The organism is Acinetobacter populi, from assembly GCF_002174125.1.
GTDB classification, from domain to species: domain Bacteria; phylum Pseudomonadota; class Gammaproteobacteria; order Pseudomonadales; family Moraxellaceae; genus Acinetobacter; species Acinetobacter populi.
In genome coordinates this window covers 101,115-116,181 of the sequence record NZ_NEXX01000001.1, presented here as the reverse complement: position 1 = coordinate 116,181, position 15,067 = coordinate 101,115, and the positions used below count along the sequence as shown (strand labels likewise).

9 protein-coding genes are annotated in these 15,067 nt (G+C 39.9%); 3 read left to right on the top strand and 6 right to left on the bottom strand.

The features are described from left to right. Positions 1-50: 50 nt before the first annotated feature. The 3 genes from purT to exaC form a co-directional block, all read right to left on the bottom strand. Entirely contained in the window at positions 51-1,262 is a 1,212-nt protein-coding gene (gene purT / locus CAP51_RS00495; protein WP_087618763.1) for a formate-dependent phosphoribosylglycinamide formyltransferase, read from the bottom strand. Between the two features lie 145 nt (positions 1,263-1,407). Next, on the bottom strand, positions 1,408-2,058 hold the full coding sequence (nfsB, locus tag CAP51_RS00490; RefSeq protein ID WP_087618762.1) for an oxygen-insensitive NAD(P)H nitroreductase: 651 nt from the start codon (positions 2,056-2,058) through the stop codon (positions 1,408-1,410). A gap of 201 nt (positions 2,059-2,259) precedes the next feature. Continuing rightward, positions 2,260-3,771, bottom strand: a complete 1,512-nt coding sequence (gene exaC, locus CAP51_RS00485) for an acetaldehyde dehydrogenase ExaC (RefSeq protein WP_087618761.1) — start codon at positions 3,769-3,771, stop codon at positions 2,260-2,262. Positions 3,772-3,940: 169 nt separating this feature from the next. Here exaC and CAP51_RS00480 point away from each other — a divergent pair, with 169 nt between their 5' ends. The 3 genes from CAP51_RS00480 to CAP51_RS00470 all read left to right on the top strand — a co-directional run bounded on the left by CAP51_RS00480 (position 3,941) and on the right by CAP51_RS00470 (position 8,356). After that, positions 3,941-5,107, top strand: a complete 1,167-nt coding sequence (locus CAP51_RS00480; RefSeq protein ID WP_087618760.1) for a sigma-54-dependent transcriptional regulator family protein — start codon at positions 3,941-3,943, stop codon at positions 5,105-5,107. Positions 5,108-5,584: 477 nt separating this feature from the next. Further along, on the top strand, positions 5,585-7,294 hold the full coding sequence (locus CAP51_RS00475) for an AAA family ATPase (RefSeq protein WP_087618759.1): 1,710 nt from the start codon (positions 5,585-5,587) through the stop codon (positions 7,292-7,294). A 114-nt stretch (positions 7,295-7,408) separates the two neighbouring features. Next, positions 7,409-8,356, top strand: a complete 948-nt coding sequence (locus CAP51_RS00470) for a 5'-nucleotidase (RefSeq protein WP_087618758.1) — start codon at positions 7,409-7,411, stop codon at positions 8,354-8,356. Between the two features lie 32 nt (positions 8,357-8,388). Here CAP51_RS00470 and CAP51_RS00465 read toward each other — a convergent pair whose 3' ends face one another. The 3 genes from CAP51_RS00465 to CAP51_RS00455 form a co-directional block, all read right to left on the bottom strand. Beyond that, entirely contained in the window at positions 8,389-9,606 is a 1,218-nt protein-coding gene (locus CAP51_RS00465) for a multifunctional CCA addition/repair protein (protein ID WP_087618757.1), read from the bottom strand. A 94-nt stretch (positions 9,607-9,700) separates the two neighbouring features. Beyond that, the gene (locus tag CAP51_RS00460) at positions 9,701-11,971 is read right to left on the bottom strand and encodes an NADP-dependent malic enzyme (RefSeq protein ID WP_087618756.1); all 2,271 of its coding nucleotides are present in this window, start codon (positions 11,969-11,971) and stop codon (positions 9,701-9,703) included. A gap of 128 nt (positions 11,972-12,099) precedes the next feature. Further along, complete coding sequence (locus CAP51_RS00455) at positions 12,100-14,625, bottom strand: putative bifunctional diguanylate cyclase/phosphodiesterase (protein ID WP_171294693.1); 2,526 nt, start codon at positions 14,623-14,625, stop codon at positions 12,100-12,102. Between the last annotated feature and the right edge of the window lie 442 nt (positions 14,626-15,067).

Below are 15,067 nucleotides of genomic sequence, written 5' to 3'. Positions count from 1 at the left end.
ATCATTTCTCTACATAAAAAAGCCCAAGACAATTTGGGCTGATTTGGTGATTAATCTGTGAATTTCTCTACAACCACGAGCTGGGCCGTGGTGACTGCATGTTTACGGGCCTGATCCGTGGTTTCTGCCCGGGCAGTGGCAACCCCCATACGACGACGGCGAAAGCCTTCCGGTTTGCCAAACAGGCGCAAATCACTCTCCGGATAAGCCAGTGCTTTGTCCAGATTGGCATAGGTTAGATTGGTCGCATCCTGACCAGCATAGATTACCGCACTTGCAGCCACACTATGTCGGATGGTGTTGACTGGTAGGCCAAGAATGGCACGGGCATGTAATTCAAACTCGCTCTGGAACTGACTGGCTAAGGTTACCAAACCCGTATCATGTGGGCGTGGTGAAACTTCACTAAACCAAACCTGATCACCATTGATAAATAATTCCACCCCAAAAATACCGCAACCACCCAGTGCTGTAGTGACTTTATCGGCAATACGTTTTGATTCTGCCAATGCTGCATCTGTCATTAATTGTGGTTGCCAGCTTTCAACATAATCGCCAGAGTCCTGACGGTGTCCGATTGGATCACAAAAGTGGGTTTCGATGGCACCTGTTTCAGGATTTTTTGCCCGTACTGTCAGTAGGGTGATTTCAAAATCAAAATCAATTTGTGATTCGACAATGACTTTACCCTGATTCACCCGTCCGCCTTGCATGGCATAATTCCATGCCGCATCCACTTCCTCAAAACTGGTGACACGGGATTGCCCTTTACCTGAAGATGACATGATTGGTTTGACAAAGTTCGGATAACCAATGTCATCACAGGCAGCGCGGAAACTTTCCAGACTATCGGCAAAACGATAGGTTGATGTAGGTAAACCAAGTTCTTCGGCGGCAAGACGGCGAATGCCCTCACGATTCATGGTGAGGTTGACTGCTTTGGCCGAAGGAATCACAGTAGCGATATTTTCCGCTTCAATTTCCAACAATACTTCTGTTGCAATGGCTTCAATTTCAGGAACGATTAAATGAGGTTTAACGTCATCGATGAGTTTTTTTAATGCCTCAGCATTACTCATATCCAGCGTATAACTACGATGGGCAACCTGCATGGCTGGTGCATGATCATAGCGGTCTGCGGCAATGACTTCGACACCCAGACGTTGTAATGAGATCACAACTTCCTTGCCCAGTTCTCCAGAGCCTAAAAATAATACTCGTGTAGCAGATGATTGTAACGGCGTACCAATGCGAACAGTCATGTAATAGAAATCCTGAAATATGCAACAAAGCGTTTGAATCTAAGCATAACAGAGAGATGCGGATTCAAACAGTCTCGCATTGCTGTTAACTGTTTAAAAAAGTGACTAATGTTTACGCGAATGGATATTTTTCCATTGGGAAGACTTAAATAATTTTAATCACATCTTCTGTTTTTAAACGCCCTTTGGGTAAATCTGCATTGAAATCTGCATCACTATGATAGCCTAGTGCAAGTAAAACCACACTGCGTAAGCCTTGTGCCTGAAAGTCAAATACTTGATCCAGAATTTCATGACTGAAACCGCCAATTGGGGTTGCATCAATATTGGCTGCCTTGGCAGCAAACAGGGCACTACCCAATGCAATATGCGTCTGGTTCTCGACCCAGTCGTTGATCTTATTTTGCTGTTTATAGAGATTAATATAACCCTGACGAGCTGTTTTTTGCGTTTCTTTTGATTCAGGTGTTCTAAAGCGTCCTGCCTTGTCTTCGGCATCCAGAATTTTATCTAGGTGGGTTTGATCAATATCGGATCGAACAGTAAAAATAATGACTTCGGAAGCATTTAAAACCTTGGGAATATTATAAGCAAAGTTATCGGGCATGGCTTCGGCAATTTTTTCTTTGGCACCCTGACTTTGTGCCACAATAAATTGCCATGGCTGAATATTAATCGATGAAGGCGTTAAACGTAGAATCTCAAGCAATTGCGTTAGTGTTTCTTCTGGAATTTTTTTATTTGCATCGTAGGCTTTGCTAGTATAACGGGATTGCGCTAAATCAAGAAAATTCATAATACACCTGATGGATAGGAAGTGATCTATAGAATAAGGCCAGTGGGAAGATACCGATAGCTGATTTAATGATAACTAAATTTAATCATGACTGTTAGGGCGTGTTAAGAATTAAATCGTATCTGATTTGAAGAGTAAAAAGTAGAGGCATAAAAAACCCAGATCCGAAGATCTGGGTGGGAGAGAAGGGGTAAATGGGAGTTAGAAAAAGCCCATTGGTTTGGTTGAGTAACTGACCAACAAGTTTTTGGTTTGTTGGTAATGGTTCAACATGTCTTTGTGGTTTTCACGACCAATACCTGATTTTTTATAGCCGCCAAATGCAGCATGGGCAGGGTAGAGGTGATAACAGTTGGTCCATACACGACCTGCCTGAATTGCACGACCAGCGCGATAGGTGGTATGTGCAGAACGCGACCATACACCAGCACCCAGACCATAAATTGTATCATTGGCAATTTTGATGGCATCATCAAAATCTTTAAAGGTAGTGACTGACAATACTGGTCCAAAAATTTCTTCTTGGAAAATCTTCATGCTATTGTCGCCTTTAAAGATCGTTGGTTCGATATAGAAACCTTGACCTACATCATGACGTGCTTCACCACCGGTCAATACCTGTGCACCTTCTTCGCGACCAGTTGCGATACAGCCAAGGATTTTGTCCTGTTGTTCTTGTGATGCTTGCGCGCCAATCATGGTGTCGGTGTCGAGCGGATGACCCGTTTTAATGCGTTTTACACGTTCTACTGCTTTTTCCAGGAATCGATCTGCAATGCTTTCCTGTACTAGCGCACGGGAAGGACAGGTACAGATTTCACCCTGATTCAAGGCAAACATGGCGAAGCCTTCAAGGGCTTTTTCCAGATAATCATCTTCACGATCAAGAATATCTTCAAAGAAGATGTTTGGTGATTTACCACCCAGTTCAAGGGTTACAGGAATAATGTTTTCAGTTGCATATTGCATGATCAACTGACCAACTTGAGTTGAACCGGTAAATGCAATTTTGGAAATACGTGGACTAGTTGCCAATGGGCGACCCACTTCTGCACCAAAACCGTTGACAATGTTCAGAATACCAGCTGGTAAAATATCTTGAATCAATTCAGCCAATACCAGAATGCTGACTGGTGTTTGTTCTGCTGGTTTAAGGACGATACAGTTACCTGCCGCCAGTGCTGGTGCAATTTTCCATGCTGCCATCAGAATCGGGAAGTTCCATGGAATGATCTGTCCAACGACACCTAATGGTTCATGGAAGTGATAGGCAATAGTATCGTGATCAATTTCTGAGATTCCGCCTTCCTGTGCACGAATACAACCGGCAAAATAACGGAAATGGTCGATGGCAAGTGGAATGTCCGCTGCCAGCGTTTCACGAACAGGTTTACCATTATCCCAAGTTTCCGCAACTGCTAGTGTTTCTAAATTTTCTTCCAGACGATCAGCAATTTTTAATAAAATATTGGAGCGTTCGGTTGGAGAAGCATTGCCCCATTTTTCTTTTGCTGCGTGCGCAGCATCTAAGGCAAGTTCGATATCTTCTACAGTGGAGCGAGGTGCTTTTGTAAATATTTCGCCATTGACCGGAGAAACATTATCAAAGTATTGTCCTTTAACTGGCGCAATCCATTTGCCACCAATAAAGTTTTCATACTGTGCTTTAAACTGAATTTTTGATCCTTCAGTATTTGGGTCTGCATAGCGCATATTGACATCCTTTTGTCTAAGTAACATAGTTAAATGTATCCACGACATGATACATATATACTTAACATATCGCTGATGGCGCAGATACAATGTAGTATTGTTGAAATAGCATAGCAATATAAGGTTGGCAAAAGGTTGGAATTCCTTTACTTTGGATAAGGATGTTACAATGCTACTAAATAATGATGTAAATCAACAACGTAAAGAAATTGAGCGGTTAAAGAATAAGGCAATCATTAATGCCGGCGAAAGTGCCTGTTTGGGGCAATCGATTGCCAGCTCTTGGCAACGCTCAAAAGAAGCAAAAATTCCCGAAGATCGTGTGGCAGCGCCGATTACAAAAAATACACAATTTGAATCTGTGCTTGATCGTGCCATGAATCTGTGTGCCGATGATTTAAGGCATGTTGCAGACAGTTCCTCAATGGTGATTGCAGTTGCCGATACCACCTCATTGATCCGCTGGGTGGGTGCAAGTTGTCATATGCGTAATGCGGCTGAAAGAGTCCATTTTGTCAAAGGTGGGCAATGGCGCGAAGATTTTGTTGGAACCAATGCACTGGCACTTTCGTTGAGAACACGTCAATCAAGCTGTGTTTTTTCCAATGAGCATTACATGAGTTCAATCCATGACTGGGTATGTTATGCGGCCCCGATTTATGACAATACCAAGCAATTGATTGGTGTAGTCGATTTATCCACCAAATGGAAAAATCATAATAGCTTGGGTGTTCTTGCCGCAGAGCGTTGCGCTGGGATTATTCAGAGTGCGCTGGAATTGGTGCAGCAGGCTCAACTAAAACTCAAATGTTTTGGTGCCCCACAAGTGCAGTATCAGGGACGAACCATTTCGCTTACACCACGACAAATTGAAATCGTGACCATCTTGACTTTATGCAAGCAGGGTATGACGCTGGATCAATTGCACCATGCCTTATATGGGGAAAGAAAGGTCAGTCTTGGTACCTTAAAAGCGGAAATGTCACAATTACGTGAGCTATTGGGCGGCATGCTGGGGTCTCGGCCATATCGGTTACTACTGGATGTTCATGCCGATTTTCTGGAACTGGAAACGGCACTGGATGCGGATTATGTCCAATCAGCCTTACAGTTTTATACGGGTGTTTTTTTGTCTAAAACAGAAAGTCCTTTTCTAACCGCTTGGCGGGATTGTATTGAATCTCGGTTAAGTGAAGCAATTTTTAAAATCGAAGAAAAGGATTTATTGCTCAAGCATATTGCTTATTTTCCGGATGCGTTGGATGCGGTTGAGCGGTTAATTGAACTTATGCCACAGGATCATCCTGTTCATCGTTTATTTAAACGTTATCAGTAAAAATTGATGGATAAGCGATATAAAATTGAAGGATTTTAATGAGAATACGATCGTGTTTGGTTGATAAAGCTGAATTTGATAAAGCTATTGAAAATAGCAAAATAAAAAAAAGGGATATTGCTAGTGAACAATATCCCCAAAGTTGGGAACGGGAATTAAGTATTTAAGTCATCAAGTTAGATGTGACTTTTATAATTTCAATAACTCAATCAAATAGCATTAAAAAATATGTGTTCGATTTTCAAATGGATACTTTGCCTATCGATATAAGCGGAGTATGAGAAAATCTATAATTTTTCGCTACCTACAAAACACCTACCATTTGTAGTGATTTATTGTGGAGAGGCTTTACATTATCGTATTTGATCCAAAAGGCTTAGGTTAAGTCCGTGAAACAAGGCAGAATAAAAGAATATTTTATTGCATCAAGTTTTTCCGCTAAACTTAGGCCTGAATTTAAGCCATACGATTGTATTTATGAAACAAGAAACTGCCCTGAAATTATTAAAAGCTGGTGAAAATATATTTTTAACCGGATCGGCAGGTGCGGGGAAAACGTATACCTTAAATCAATATATTCAATATCTAAAAGCCAGGAAAGTTACGGTTGCCGTGACAGCATCGACCGGGATTGCTGCAACACATATGAATGGCATGACTATCCATACCTGGGCAGGGATTGGCATTAAAGATACTTTAACTGAATCTGAATTAAAGCGTATGTACGAACGTAAATATTTACGCGAACATATTGAAAAAACGCAAGTATTGGTAATTGATGAAATTTCCATGTTACATGCCAAACAGCTGAATTTGGTCAATCAGGTATTAAAATTTTTTAAGGATTCAGATGAGCCATTTGGTGGAATTCAGGTCATTGTATCGGGTGATTTTTTCCAGTTACCACCGGTTGGACGAAATGGTGAATTAAACCGAGATAAATTTGCTTTTATGTCGGATGCCTGGGTTGAAGCCAAATTTCGGGTCTGTTATCTGACGGAACAGCACCGTCAATCAGACAGTGTTTTGGATCAAATTCTTAATGCAATTCGTCGGCAGGACATTTCCGAGCAGCATATCCAGCATTTGCTTCAGACCAAGCATCAAGCGCATCAAAATGAAATTGTTACCCGTCTTTATACGCATAATATGGATGTGGATAATTTGAACCATCAACATCTGGAACAGATTGATGGCAAGATAAAACGTTTTGATGCCATTGTTGATGGTAATGAAAAATTGATTGAAACCTTAAAATCTTCGGTTCGTGCACCGCAGCAGCTTGAATTAAAAAAAGGTGCCAAAGTCATGTTTGTTAAAAATAATTTTGACATGGGGTATGTGAATGGCAGTATTGGGGAAATTAAGGGATTTGTCGAAGATGAAGAACAAGGCATCTTGCCACAGGTGCTGATGAAAGATGGCTCGACCATTGTTGTTGAGCCTGAAACTTGGTCAATTGAAAATGAACAGGGACAGGTCTTGGCCAGTCTTACCCAGATTCCGCTTCGTCTTGCATGGGCAATTACCATTCACAAAAGTCAGGGCATGACGCTGGAAAGTGCAGAAATTAATCTGGCCAATACCTTTGAAAAAGGTCAGGGCTATGTGGCATTGTCGCGGCTAAAATCTCTGGAAGGTTTAAAACTGGTTGATTTTAACCCTCAGGCACTTGAACTGGATCGGCTTGCCATGAAAGCCGATAGCCGTTTTCAGGAGTTGTCCTCTGAGGCAGAACAGCATTTTGCCGAGATGGATTTGAGTAAGCAGCATGATGCCTTTATTCGTCGTTGTGGTGGAACGCTGAATTTGCTTGAGATTGAACGTAATGAGAAAAAAATCGGCAAAAAAATAAAAGAAAGTTATAGCACCAATACGCTTGAGGAAACCAAGGCTTTATTTGAGGCGGACTATGAAATTGAAGATATTGCTGCCGAACGAAAATTGACAAAATCTACAATTATCAATCATCTGGCACGTTTATCGCGTGAACAAAATTTAAATATAGAACGGATTAAACCTGATGAAGAAGATTTAGAACCGATTCGCGCAGCCTATAAAAAATTGCAAAAGCGCAATAATGCCGAAGACATGAATGATGATGGCAGCATTAAATTGCGTCCATTGGTCGAAGCCACCCGTTTGAGTTATGAACAGGTGAGATTGGCACTGTTGTTTATTGTTTAGGAAAGATATGTGAATAATTTAATTACAATTTAATATGATCATAATCTTGTTAAGAGTGTAGTAACTTATATTATGAAGATACAAGTCATTTGACGATAATGAGAAATTAAAACCATGTCATTAGATTTATCAGAAATTTTAGTCATAGGGGTTTCAAGTAGGGCATTATTTGATCTTGAGAAAGAAAATGAGCTGTTTACTTTACAAGGTATTTCAGGATATCGTGAATATCAGCAAAGTCATGAAGATGAAATTTTAGCGCCAGGCACTGCTTTTTATTTAGTTCAAAATTTACTACATCTAAATATAAATGCGAAAAAAAGAATTGTTGAAGTAGTTGTGATGTCAAGAAATAGTCCAGAAACAGGCGTAAGAATCATGAATTCTGTAAGGCAGCATGGTTTGGATATTACTAGGATGGCTTTTAGTGGTGGTGAACCATTAGCATCTTACATTGATGCTTTTGATGTGGATTTATTTTTAAGTAAAGACCAAAAAGATGTTCAGTCAGTTATAGATTCTAAAACTTGTGCCGCAGCATTTATATTTGATCCGCCACACGAATTTAGGCCTTTAGATCATCGCGTAAAAATCGCTTTTGATGCAGATGCTGTATTATTTTCAGATGAATCAGAGCATCGCTATAAAACAGAGGGTATGGAAGCATTTCATCAATATGAAAGAGAACATGAAGATGAACCTCTAGCCGAAGGGCCTTTTGCAAAATTGCTTATAAAACTTTCTAAAATACAAGATGAGTTACCATCTACCATTGAGCTTTCTCCTTTAAGATTAGCTATTGTTACTGCCAGAAATGCACCTTCTCATATGCGAGTGATAAAAACTTTACGTAAGTGGGGAGTATATGTAGATGAGGCCTATTTTTTAGGAGGATTATCCAAAGATAAGATATTGAAAGCCTTTGGTGCCCATATATTTTTTGATGATCAAGCTGTCCATTTAAAAAGTGCTTCAAAAATAGTACCATCGGGTTTGGTCCCCTATAGTTCGGAGTCACCTTTAAGTAAATTATTATTACAAAGTGAGACTATTGAGAAATAAGAATATTTAAAAGGTCTTATACCAGAGCAAAATTATTTATTCTTCATAAAACTACGAATAAAGATCATACGTTGTTCGGTAAGATGCTCACCAATTTCTGCACCTTTTAAATCGGCAGGAATGTCGATTTTTAATTCACGAATCTGCTTGGCTAATTCTTGCAATACATCTGCCTGTGGATAGGCTTTATCTTCGAAATTTAAGCGGCCACGGGCATCACATAAACAAGCCTGACTAAACCAGACCACAAATTCCGGTTTGCGTAATACATCAAGATTTTTTAGTAATTTCCAGATAGTACTTGCTTTTAATGTAAACAGTTGATGGCACAGTAAATGAAACTCGCAAACTTTTAAGGCCAATTGTTGATATTCGGTAGGTACTTTGAGCCGTTGGCAGAGCGTCTTGACTGGTTCAATACCACGTTGTTCATGCATGATATGGCGTGGTAGGACATTAGCAGGGGTGAGTGCCTTACCCAAGTCGTGGCATAACACAGCAAAACGCACCATTGTGCTAAATTGATTCTGACAGGCTTGTTGTAACGACATTAAGGTATGAATGCCGCAGTCGATTTCGGGATGATACTCAGGGCGTTGCGGGACGCCAAACAAGGCATCGATTTCCGGAAAAAGAATTTTTAAGGCATCGCAATCTTTTAATACCTGAAAATAAACATCGGCATGGTCTTCTGCTAATGCACGTACGGTTTCTTTCCAGACCCGCTCGGCAGTTAAATGTTCCAACTCACCCGATTGGGAGATGCGCTGCATCAATGCCAAGGTTTCATCTGCAATTTTAAATCCGTAGGCGTGGTAACGTGCGGTAAAACGTGCCACGCGTAAAACCCGTAACGGATCTTCAATAAATGCATCGGAGACATGGCGTAGGATACGCTGATCTAGATCTTGTTGCCCATGATAAGGATCAAAAATATCACCGGCTTCGTTCATTGCCATGGCATTGATGGTGAGATCTCGACGATAAAGGTCTTGTTCTAGTGTAATTTCAGGAGAAGTGTAAAAATCAAAGCCGCCATAGCCATGGCCATTTTTCCGTTCGGTACGGGCTAGGGCATATTCATCTTTAGTGTCCGGATGTAAAAAAACCGGAAAATCCTTACCCACGGGCTGGAAACCCTGTTGTATTAATTGTTCTGGGGTTGCACCCACCACCACATAATCTCGTTCGGTGATTGGACGCTGTAATAAATGGTCACGGACTGCGCCACCTACCAAGTAAATTTGCATGAAAAAAACCTCTATCGTTAGGAATACGATAGAGGCTTTTTAAAAATTTACAAGTTAAAACTGTAGTTCAAACTTATAAATGAACAATAGATGATTACTGTTCTGCCTGTTGAATTTCTGCAACGGTCAATGCGGTCATGTTGATGACACGACGTGTCGTCGCAGTTGGTGTCAGAATATGTACAGGTTTAGCTGCACCCAACAGAATCGGTCCGATTGTGACGTTATTACCAGAAGTTGATTTCAATAAGTTAAATGAAATGTTGGCAGCATCCAGATTCGGCATAATCAATAAGTTGGCAGAACCTTTAAAGCGTGAATTCGGGAATGCAAAATGACGAATATTTTCATCCAGTGCTGCATCAGCATGCATTTCACCTTCAACTTCCAGCTCAGGCGCGATTTCGGATAAGATACGATACACTTCACGCATTTTTTGTGCGCTTGGATCATGTGCATCACTACCAAAACTGGAGTGAGAGAGCAGTGCAATACGTGGTGTCATGCCAAAACGACGCACTTCTTCTGCTGCCAGAATGGTCATCTCTGCCAATTGTTCCGCAGTCGGGTTGGTATTCACATAGGTATCTGCGATAAAGACATTGCGATCTTCAAGCATCAGCGCATTTAAGGTAAAGAAGTTGCTGCGACCTTCTTTCAGACCAATCACATTACGTACAAAGTCTAAATGAATGTCATAGCTGGAATATGTGCCACATAGCATCCCATCGGCTTTACCAAACTTAACCAGCATGGCAGCAATTAAAGTTGAACGACGACGTGTTTCACGCTGTGCATATTCTACTGTAATACCGTTACGTTGATTGGCTTGATAATAATCTTTCCAGAATTCTTCATAGAACGGATTCTTTTCTTGATCGACAATCTCGATGTTTACACCATTTTGTAAACGTAAACCGAGTTTTTTGATATTGTCTTCAATGATTGCAGTACGTCCCACCAAAATTGGTTTGGCCACACCATCATCAACTGCAATTTGTGCTGCACGCAATACACGTTGATCTTCACCTTCGGCATAAGCAATTCGTTTTGGATCGCTTTTAGCCTGTGCAAAAATCGGTTTCATGATAAATGCAGAGTTGTAGACAAATTCTGATAAGCGTTGACGATAGACAGAAAAGTCTTCGATTGGACGGGTTGCGACACCGGAATCCATCGCAGCTTGTGCAACGGCAGGGGCAATTTCCAGAATCAGGCGTTGATCAAGTGGGCGAGGGATTAAATAATCACGACCAAACGATGCAGATTTTTCACCATAGGTTGCTGCATCTGCTTCTACATGCGCCATGCGTGCAATGGCATGAACACAGGCAATTTTCATGTCTTCATTAATGGTGGTTGCACCAACGTCTAATGCACCACGGAAGATATAAGGGAAACACAGCGCGTTATTGACCTGATTTGGATAGTCAGAACGACCTGTCGCCATGATGGCATCCGGACGAACTTCATGTGCATGTTCTGGTAAAATTTCCGGATCAGGATTGGCGAGCGCAAAGATAATTGGATCTTTTGCCATATCCTTGACCATTTCTTTGGTCAGAATACCAGCCGCTGATAAGCCAAGGAACATATCTGAACCAGCAATCACTTCATGCAGTTTGGTTTCAGGAATATCCTGCATATAGCGTTTTTTGGATTCGTCCAGACCTTCACGCGAAGTCGTAATCAGACCGCGGGAATCGGCAACGATAATATTTTCTTTTTTTGCACCCAACGCACATAACAAATCTAAACAGGATAACGCTGCGGCACCTGCACCAGATGCGACAATTTTAATTTCATCAATTTTTTTATTTACGATTTGCAAGGCATTGAGCAAAGCAGAACCAACGATAATACTGGTACCATGTTGATCGTCATGGAATACCGGAATATTCATGCGTTCACGTAGTTTTTTCTCAATATAAAAACATTCTGGCGCTTTGATATCTTCTAGGTTAATACCGCCAAATGTAGGTTCCAATGCGGCAACAATATCTACAATTTTATCTGGATCGTTTTCTGCAATTTCAATATCAAAAACATCAACGCCAGCGAATTTTTTAAATAATACGCCTTTACCTTCCATGACAGGTTTAGAAGCAAGCGGTCCAATATTACCTAGACCCAGTACCGCAGTACCATTACTCACAACAGCAACAAGATTTCCACGGGCAGTATATTTTGCTGCCAAAGTTGGATCACGTTCTATTTCAAGACAAGGAACAGCAACACCAGGAGAATAGGCAAGTGCTAAATCATGTTGATTAACGAGTTGTTTACTAGGAGTGACGCTGATTTTACCTGGGCGCGGAAATTCGTGGTAATACAAAGCCTGTTGCTTTAAAGATTGATCGTCCATTTTACTCTCTATTACGTTAAGCACTTAAATACTATAAATTAAGCAAGATCAATAAAATTTTTGGTGAGCTACTATAGCATTTTATAGACATATACAATAGTACCAAGTGTTTATTTTAAGGGGCGAAATTACATGACATCTGTGATGAGAAACGGGCAGTTTTTGTAATTCGTTAAAAAATCAGTTGCCTGCTGTGGGGGCAAGGGCTTACCGATTAAATAGCCTTGTAGAAAATCACAGCCTTCCCGCATTAAAAAGTCATATTGTGCTTGTGTTTCAACACCTTCAGCAACCACTTTTTTCTCCATGGTTTTGGTCATGGCAATGATTGCCCGGACAATGGCATCTTGATTGGCTGTGCCAATTTTTGAGACAAAACTGCGGTCAATTTTGATGATGTCAAATGAAAATTGTGCCAAATAAGCCAAAGAAGAATAACCTGTCCCAAAATCGTCTAAAGATACCTTGATTTCCCGCTGTCTAAGCTGATGCATAAAGTGTTTTACATCGTCTGTATTTTCCATGATGGAAGTTTCGGTAATTTCCAGCTCCAATTGACGTGAAGAAATGCCATGTTTTTTAAGGGTACAATCAATTTCTTCAATAAAGTTTCCACGTTGAATTTGCTGCGCAACGATATTGACTGATACACTGATATTTTTAAAACCCAAATCCGACCATTTTTTTATTTGGGCGCAGGATAGATTCAGCACAATTTTACCAATAGTAGAGATCAGGCTGGTTTCTTCGGCCAGCGGAATAAATTGTGCAGGGGGAATGATGCCATGTTCGGGATGATCCCAGCGTACCAATGCTTCAAAACCATCAATGGTTTTGGTTTTTGCATTGAATTTTGGCTGATAATAGACGGTTAGCTCATTTTGCTGAATGGCACGACGTAATTCGTTTTCAAGATTGACCCGGGAAGCCGAAGACAAGCGTTTTTCATTATGGTAAATCCGAATGGTATTTCCACCAATGCGTTTTGCTTCAAGTAAGGCAAGTTCGGCATGGTTATTTAAACTGTCCATCTGACGACCATGTTCAGGGAAAATTGCCACCCCGATTGAAATGGTCATGATCAATTCCTGATGATTAATCTTAAAAGGCTCGTCAAATGCGGCGATCAGTTTTTCACAATGCAATGTGACCTGATTTGCCATTTTTCCACATTCCAGAATTACCGAAAAATCATCGGCATTCAGCCTAGCAACCACCACTGCTTCGGCATTGGCTTGACGTAAACGATTGGCAACCTGTCGTAATAATTCATCACCACCATGATGGCTAAGTAACTCATTATAATAACGAAAACGATCGAGATTAATACGAATAATGGCAAATTGGGTTAAAAATTTTAAACTGTTGGTTAAATAATTGTGTAGTTGATGATTAAAATAATAACGATTGGGCAAGTCGGTTAAAGTATCATAAGTTTGTAAATAGGAAAGGCGTTTTTCTGAGGTTTTTCGTTCGGTTAAATCCGTTACAATCCCAATATACTGGCTAATTTTATTTTGCGCATCATAAATTGCATTAATATGCATCCATAAAGGTAATTCTTTGCCATCGCTTAATTCTTCAATGATTTCACCTTCAAACTCACCTTTATTCATCAATTGTCTTAAAATAGATAAATGAATTTGCTGAAGTTCTGGTTTATTACTTTGAGTGATATCAAAAACATGACGACCTAATAATTGTTTTTCGGTTAGATTAATTAAAGTAAGATAATAAGGGTTCACATCAACATAATTTAATTTTTCATCCAGTATAAAAATACCCTGTGCTGCTTTTTTAAATACACTGGCAGAAAGTTTTAATCGTTCTTCTGCTTTTTTTTCACTGTTAATATTACGCCGAATACCGACCATACGAATGGGTTTATTGGTTTTGGGATCACGCTGAACCACGCGCCCCATATCATGCACCCAGATCCATTGTTCAGTTTGATGAAATAGTCGATACACTGCCTCATAGCGCGAGCTAAAACCGCGCAGATGTTGACGCATTTCATATTTAACCTGTTCAATATCATCACAGTGAATAAAACTACTTAAATGATGGATATAATGGTCCATATTTTTAATGTTATATCCGAATATTTTTAAGAAATTACTGGTATCAATCAGCCGATTGTGGATATCCCAATCCCATGATGCAATCCCTGCGGTTTCGTGAACCATTTCCAGGTTTTGATGAGATCGTTCCAGTCGTGCATTCATTCTTTCAATATCAAATGTTCGTTCCTGTACTTTTTCTTCGAGTAGGCTGTTATTGCGTTGAAGTTCCTGTTTAATGAGTTCCGAACGGTTTTTTTCTTCTTCAAGTTCAAGTGAAAGTTGATAGATTTGTTGTTGTTCTTTTAAATTTTCTTGTCTTAATGCTTCATTTAAAATTTTGGTTTTCATCAGGTTAATACGTGATTCTGAAATGAGATAACCAATATAGAGAATGACGACTGTGTAGGCATAGATACAAATAACATATAGAAACTTGTTTTCCGAGGCGATATCAACAAAGTGGACTTTTAAGATGGGAAACAGCGTAGGAATAATAAATGCCAGAAATAATTTATAGTGATAGGTCAGAAAAAATAGGGCAGTGATTTGTACGGTAATATGACATAAGACGAAAAGTCCAATAAATAGCATTTCTCCTGTATTAATACGTTGTCCTAGATGTGTATTAGTCAGTTGTATGCCTAATGCGATAAATATGCCACTGAGTATTGTTGAAAAATATAGAAATATGGTTTTAGTCTTGTTGGATATGGTTCGTTCTAAAATCATTAATTGGGTGATAATAATGCCAATAATCAGTAATATAACGGATATACTTGCCCAAAGTAGAATGGACGATTTTATATAATGTGTATTTAATGCATAAGTGGTAAAAATGATAATTAAGAAAAAACCGAGAAAGAACAATTGTGTCCTGAAATTTTTAATTGACTCGTCAAGCTGCAAACTTTTCAGTCGTTTGAGGTAATGACTATTTTGAGTATCCATATTCAACATAGTTTTCCTTTGATAGGAAAGTACACAATTTATACGTGTTTAATAATAAGTGTTACCCAACTAAAAATCATTGACC

What these genes read in the sequence shown, in the direction of transcription:
- purT (WP_087618763.1), bottom strand. Translation starts at nt 1,262, where the DNA reads ATGACTGTTCGCATTGGTACGCCGTTACAATCATCTGCTACACGAGTA.
- CAP51_RS00475 (WP_087618759.1), top strand. Translation starts at nt 5,585, where the DNA reads ATGAAACAAGAAACTGCCCTGAAATTATTAAAAGCTGGTGAAAATATA.
- CAP51_RS00480 (WP_087618760.1), top strand. Translation starts at nt 3,941, where the DNA reads ATGCTACTAAATAATGATGTAAATCAACAACGTAAAGAAATTGAGCGG.
- nfsB (WP_087618762.1), bottom strand. Translation starts at nt 2,058, where the DNA reads ATGAATTTTCTTGATTTAGCGCAATCCCGTTATACTAGCAAAGCCTAC.
- CAP51_RS00470 (WP_087618758.1), top strand. Translation starts at nt 7,409, where the DNA reads ATGTCATTAGATTTATCAGAAATTTTAGTCATAGGGGTTTCAAGTAGG.
- exaC (WP_087618761.1), bottom strand. Translation starts at nt 3,771, where the DNA reads ATGCGCTATGCAGACCCAAATACTGAAGGATCAAAAATTCAGTTTAAA.
- CAP51_RS00465 (WP_087618757.1), bottom strand. Translation starts at nt 9,606, where the DNA reads ATGCAAATTTACTTGGTAGGTGGCGCAGTCCGTGACCATTTATTACAG.
- CAP51_RS00460 (WP_087618756.1), bottom strand. Translation starts at nt 11,971, where the DNA reads ATGGACGATCAATCTTTAAAGCAACAGGCTTTGTATTACCACGAATTT.
- CAP51_RS00455 (WP_171294693.1), bottom strand. Translation starts at nt 14,625, where the DNA reads ATGCTATTTATTGGACTTTTCGTCTTATGTCATATTACCGTACAAATC.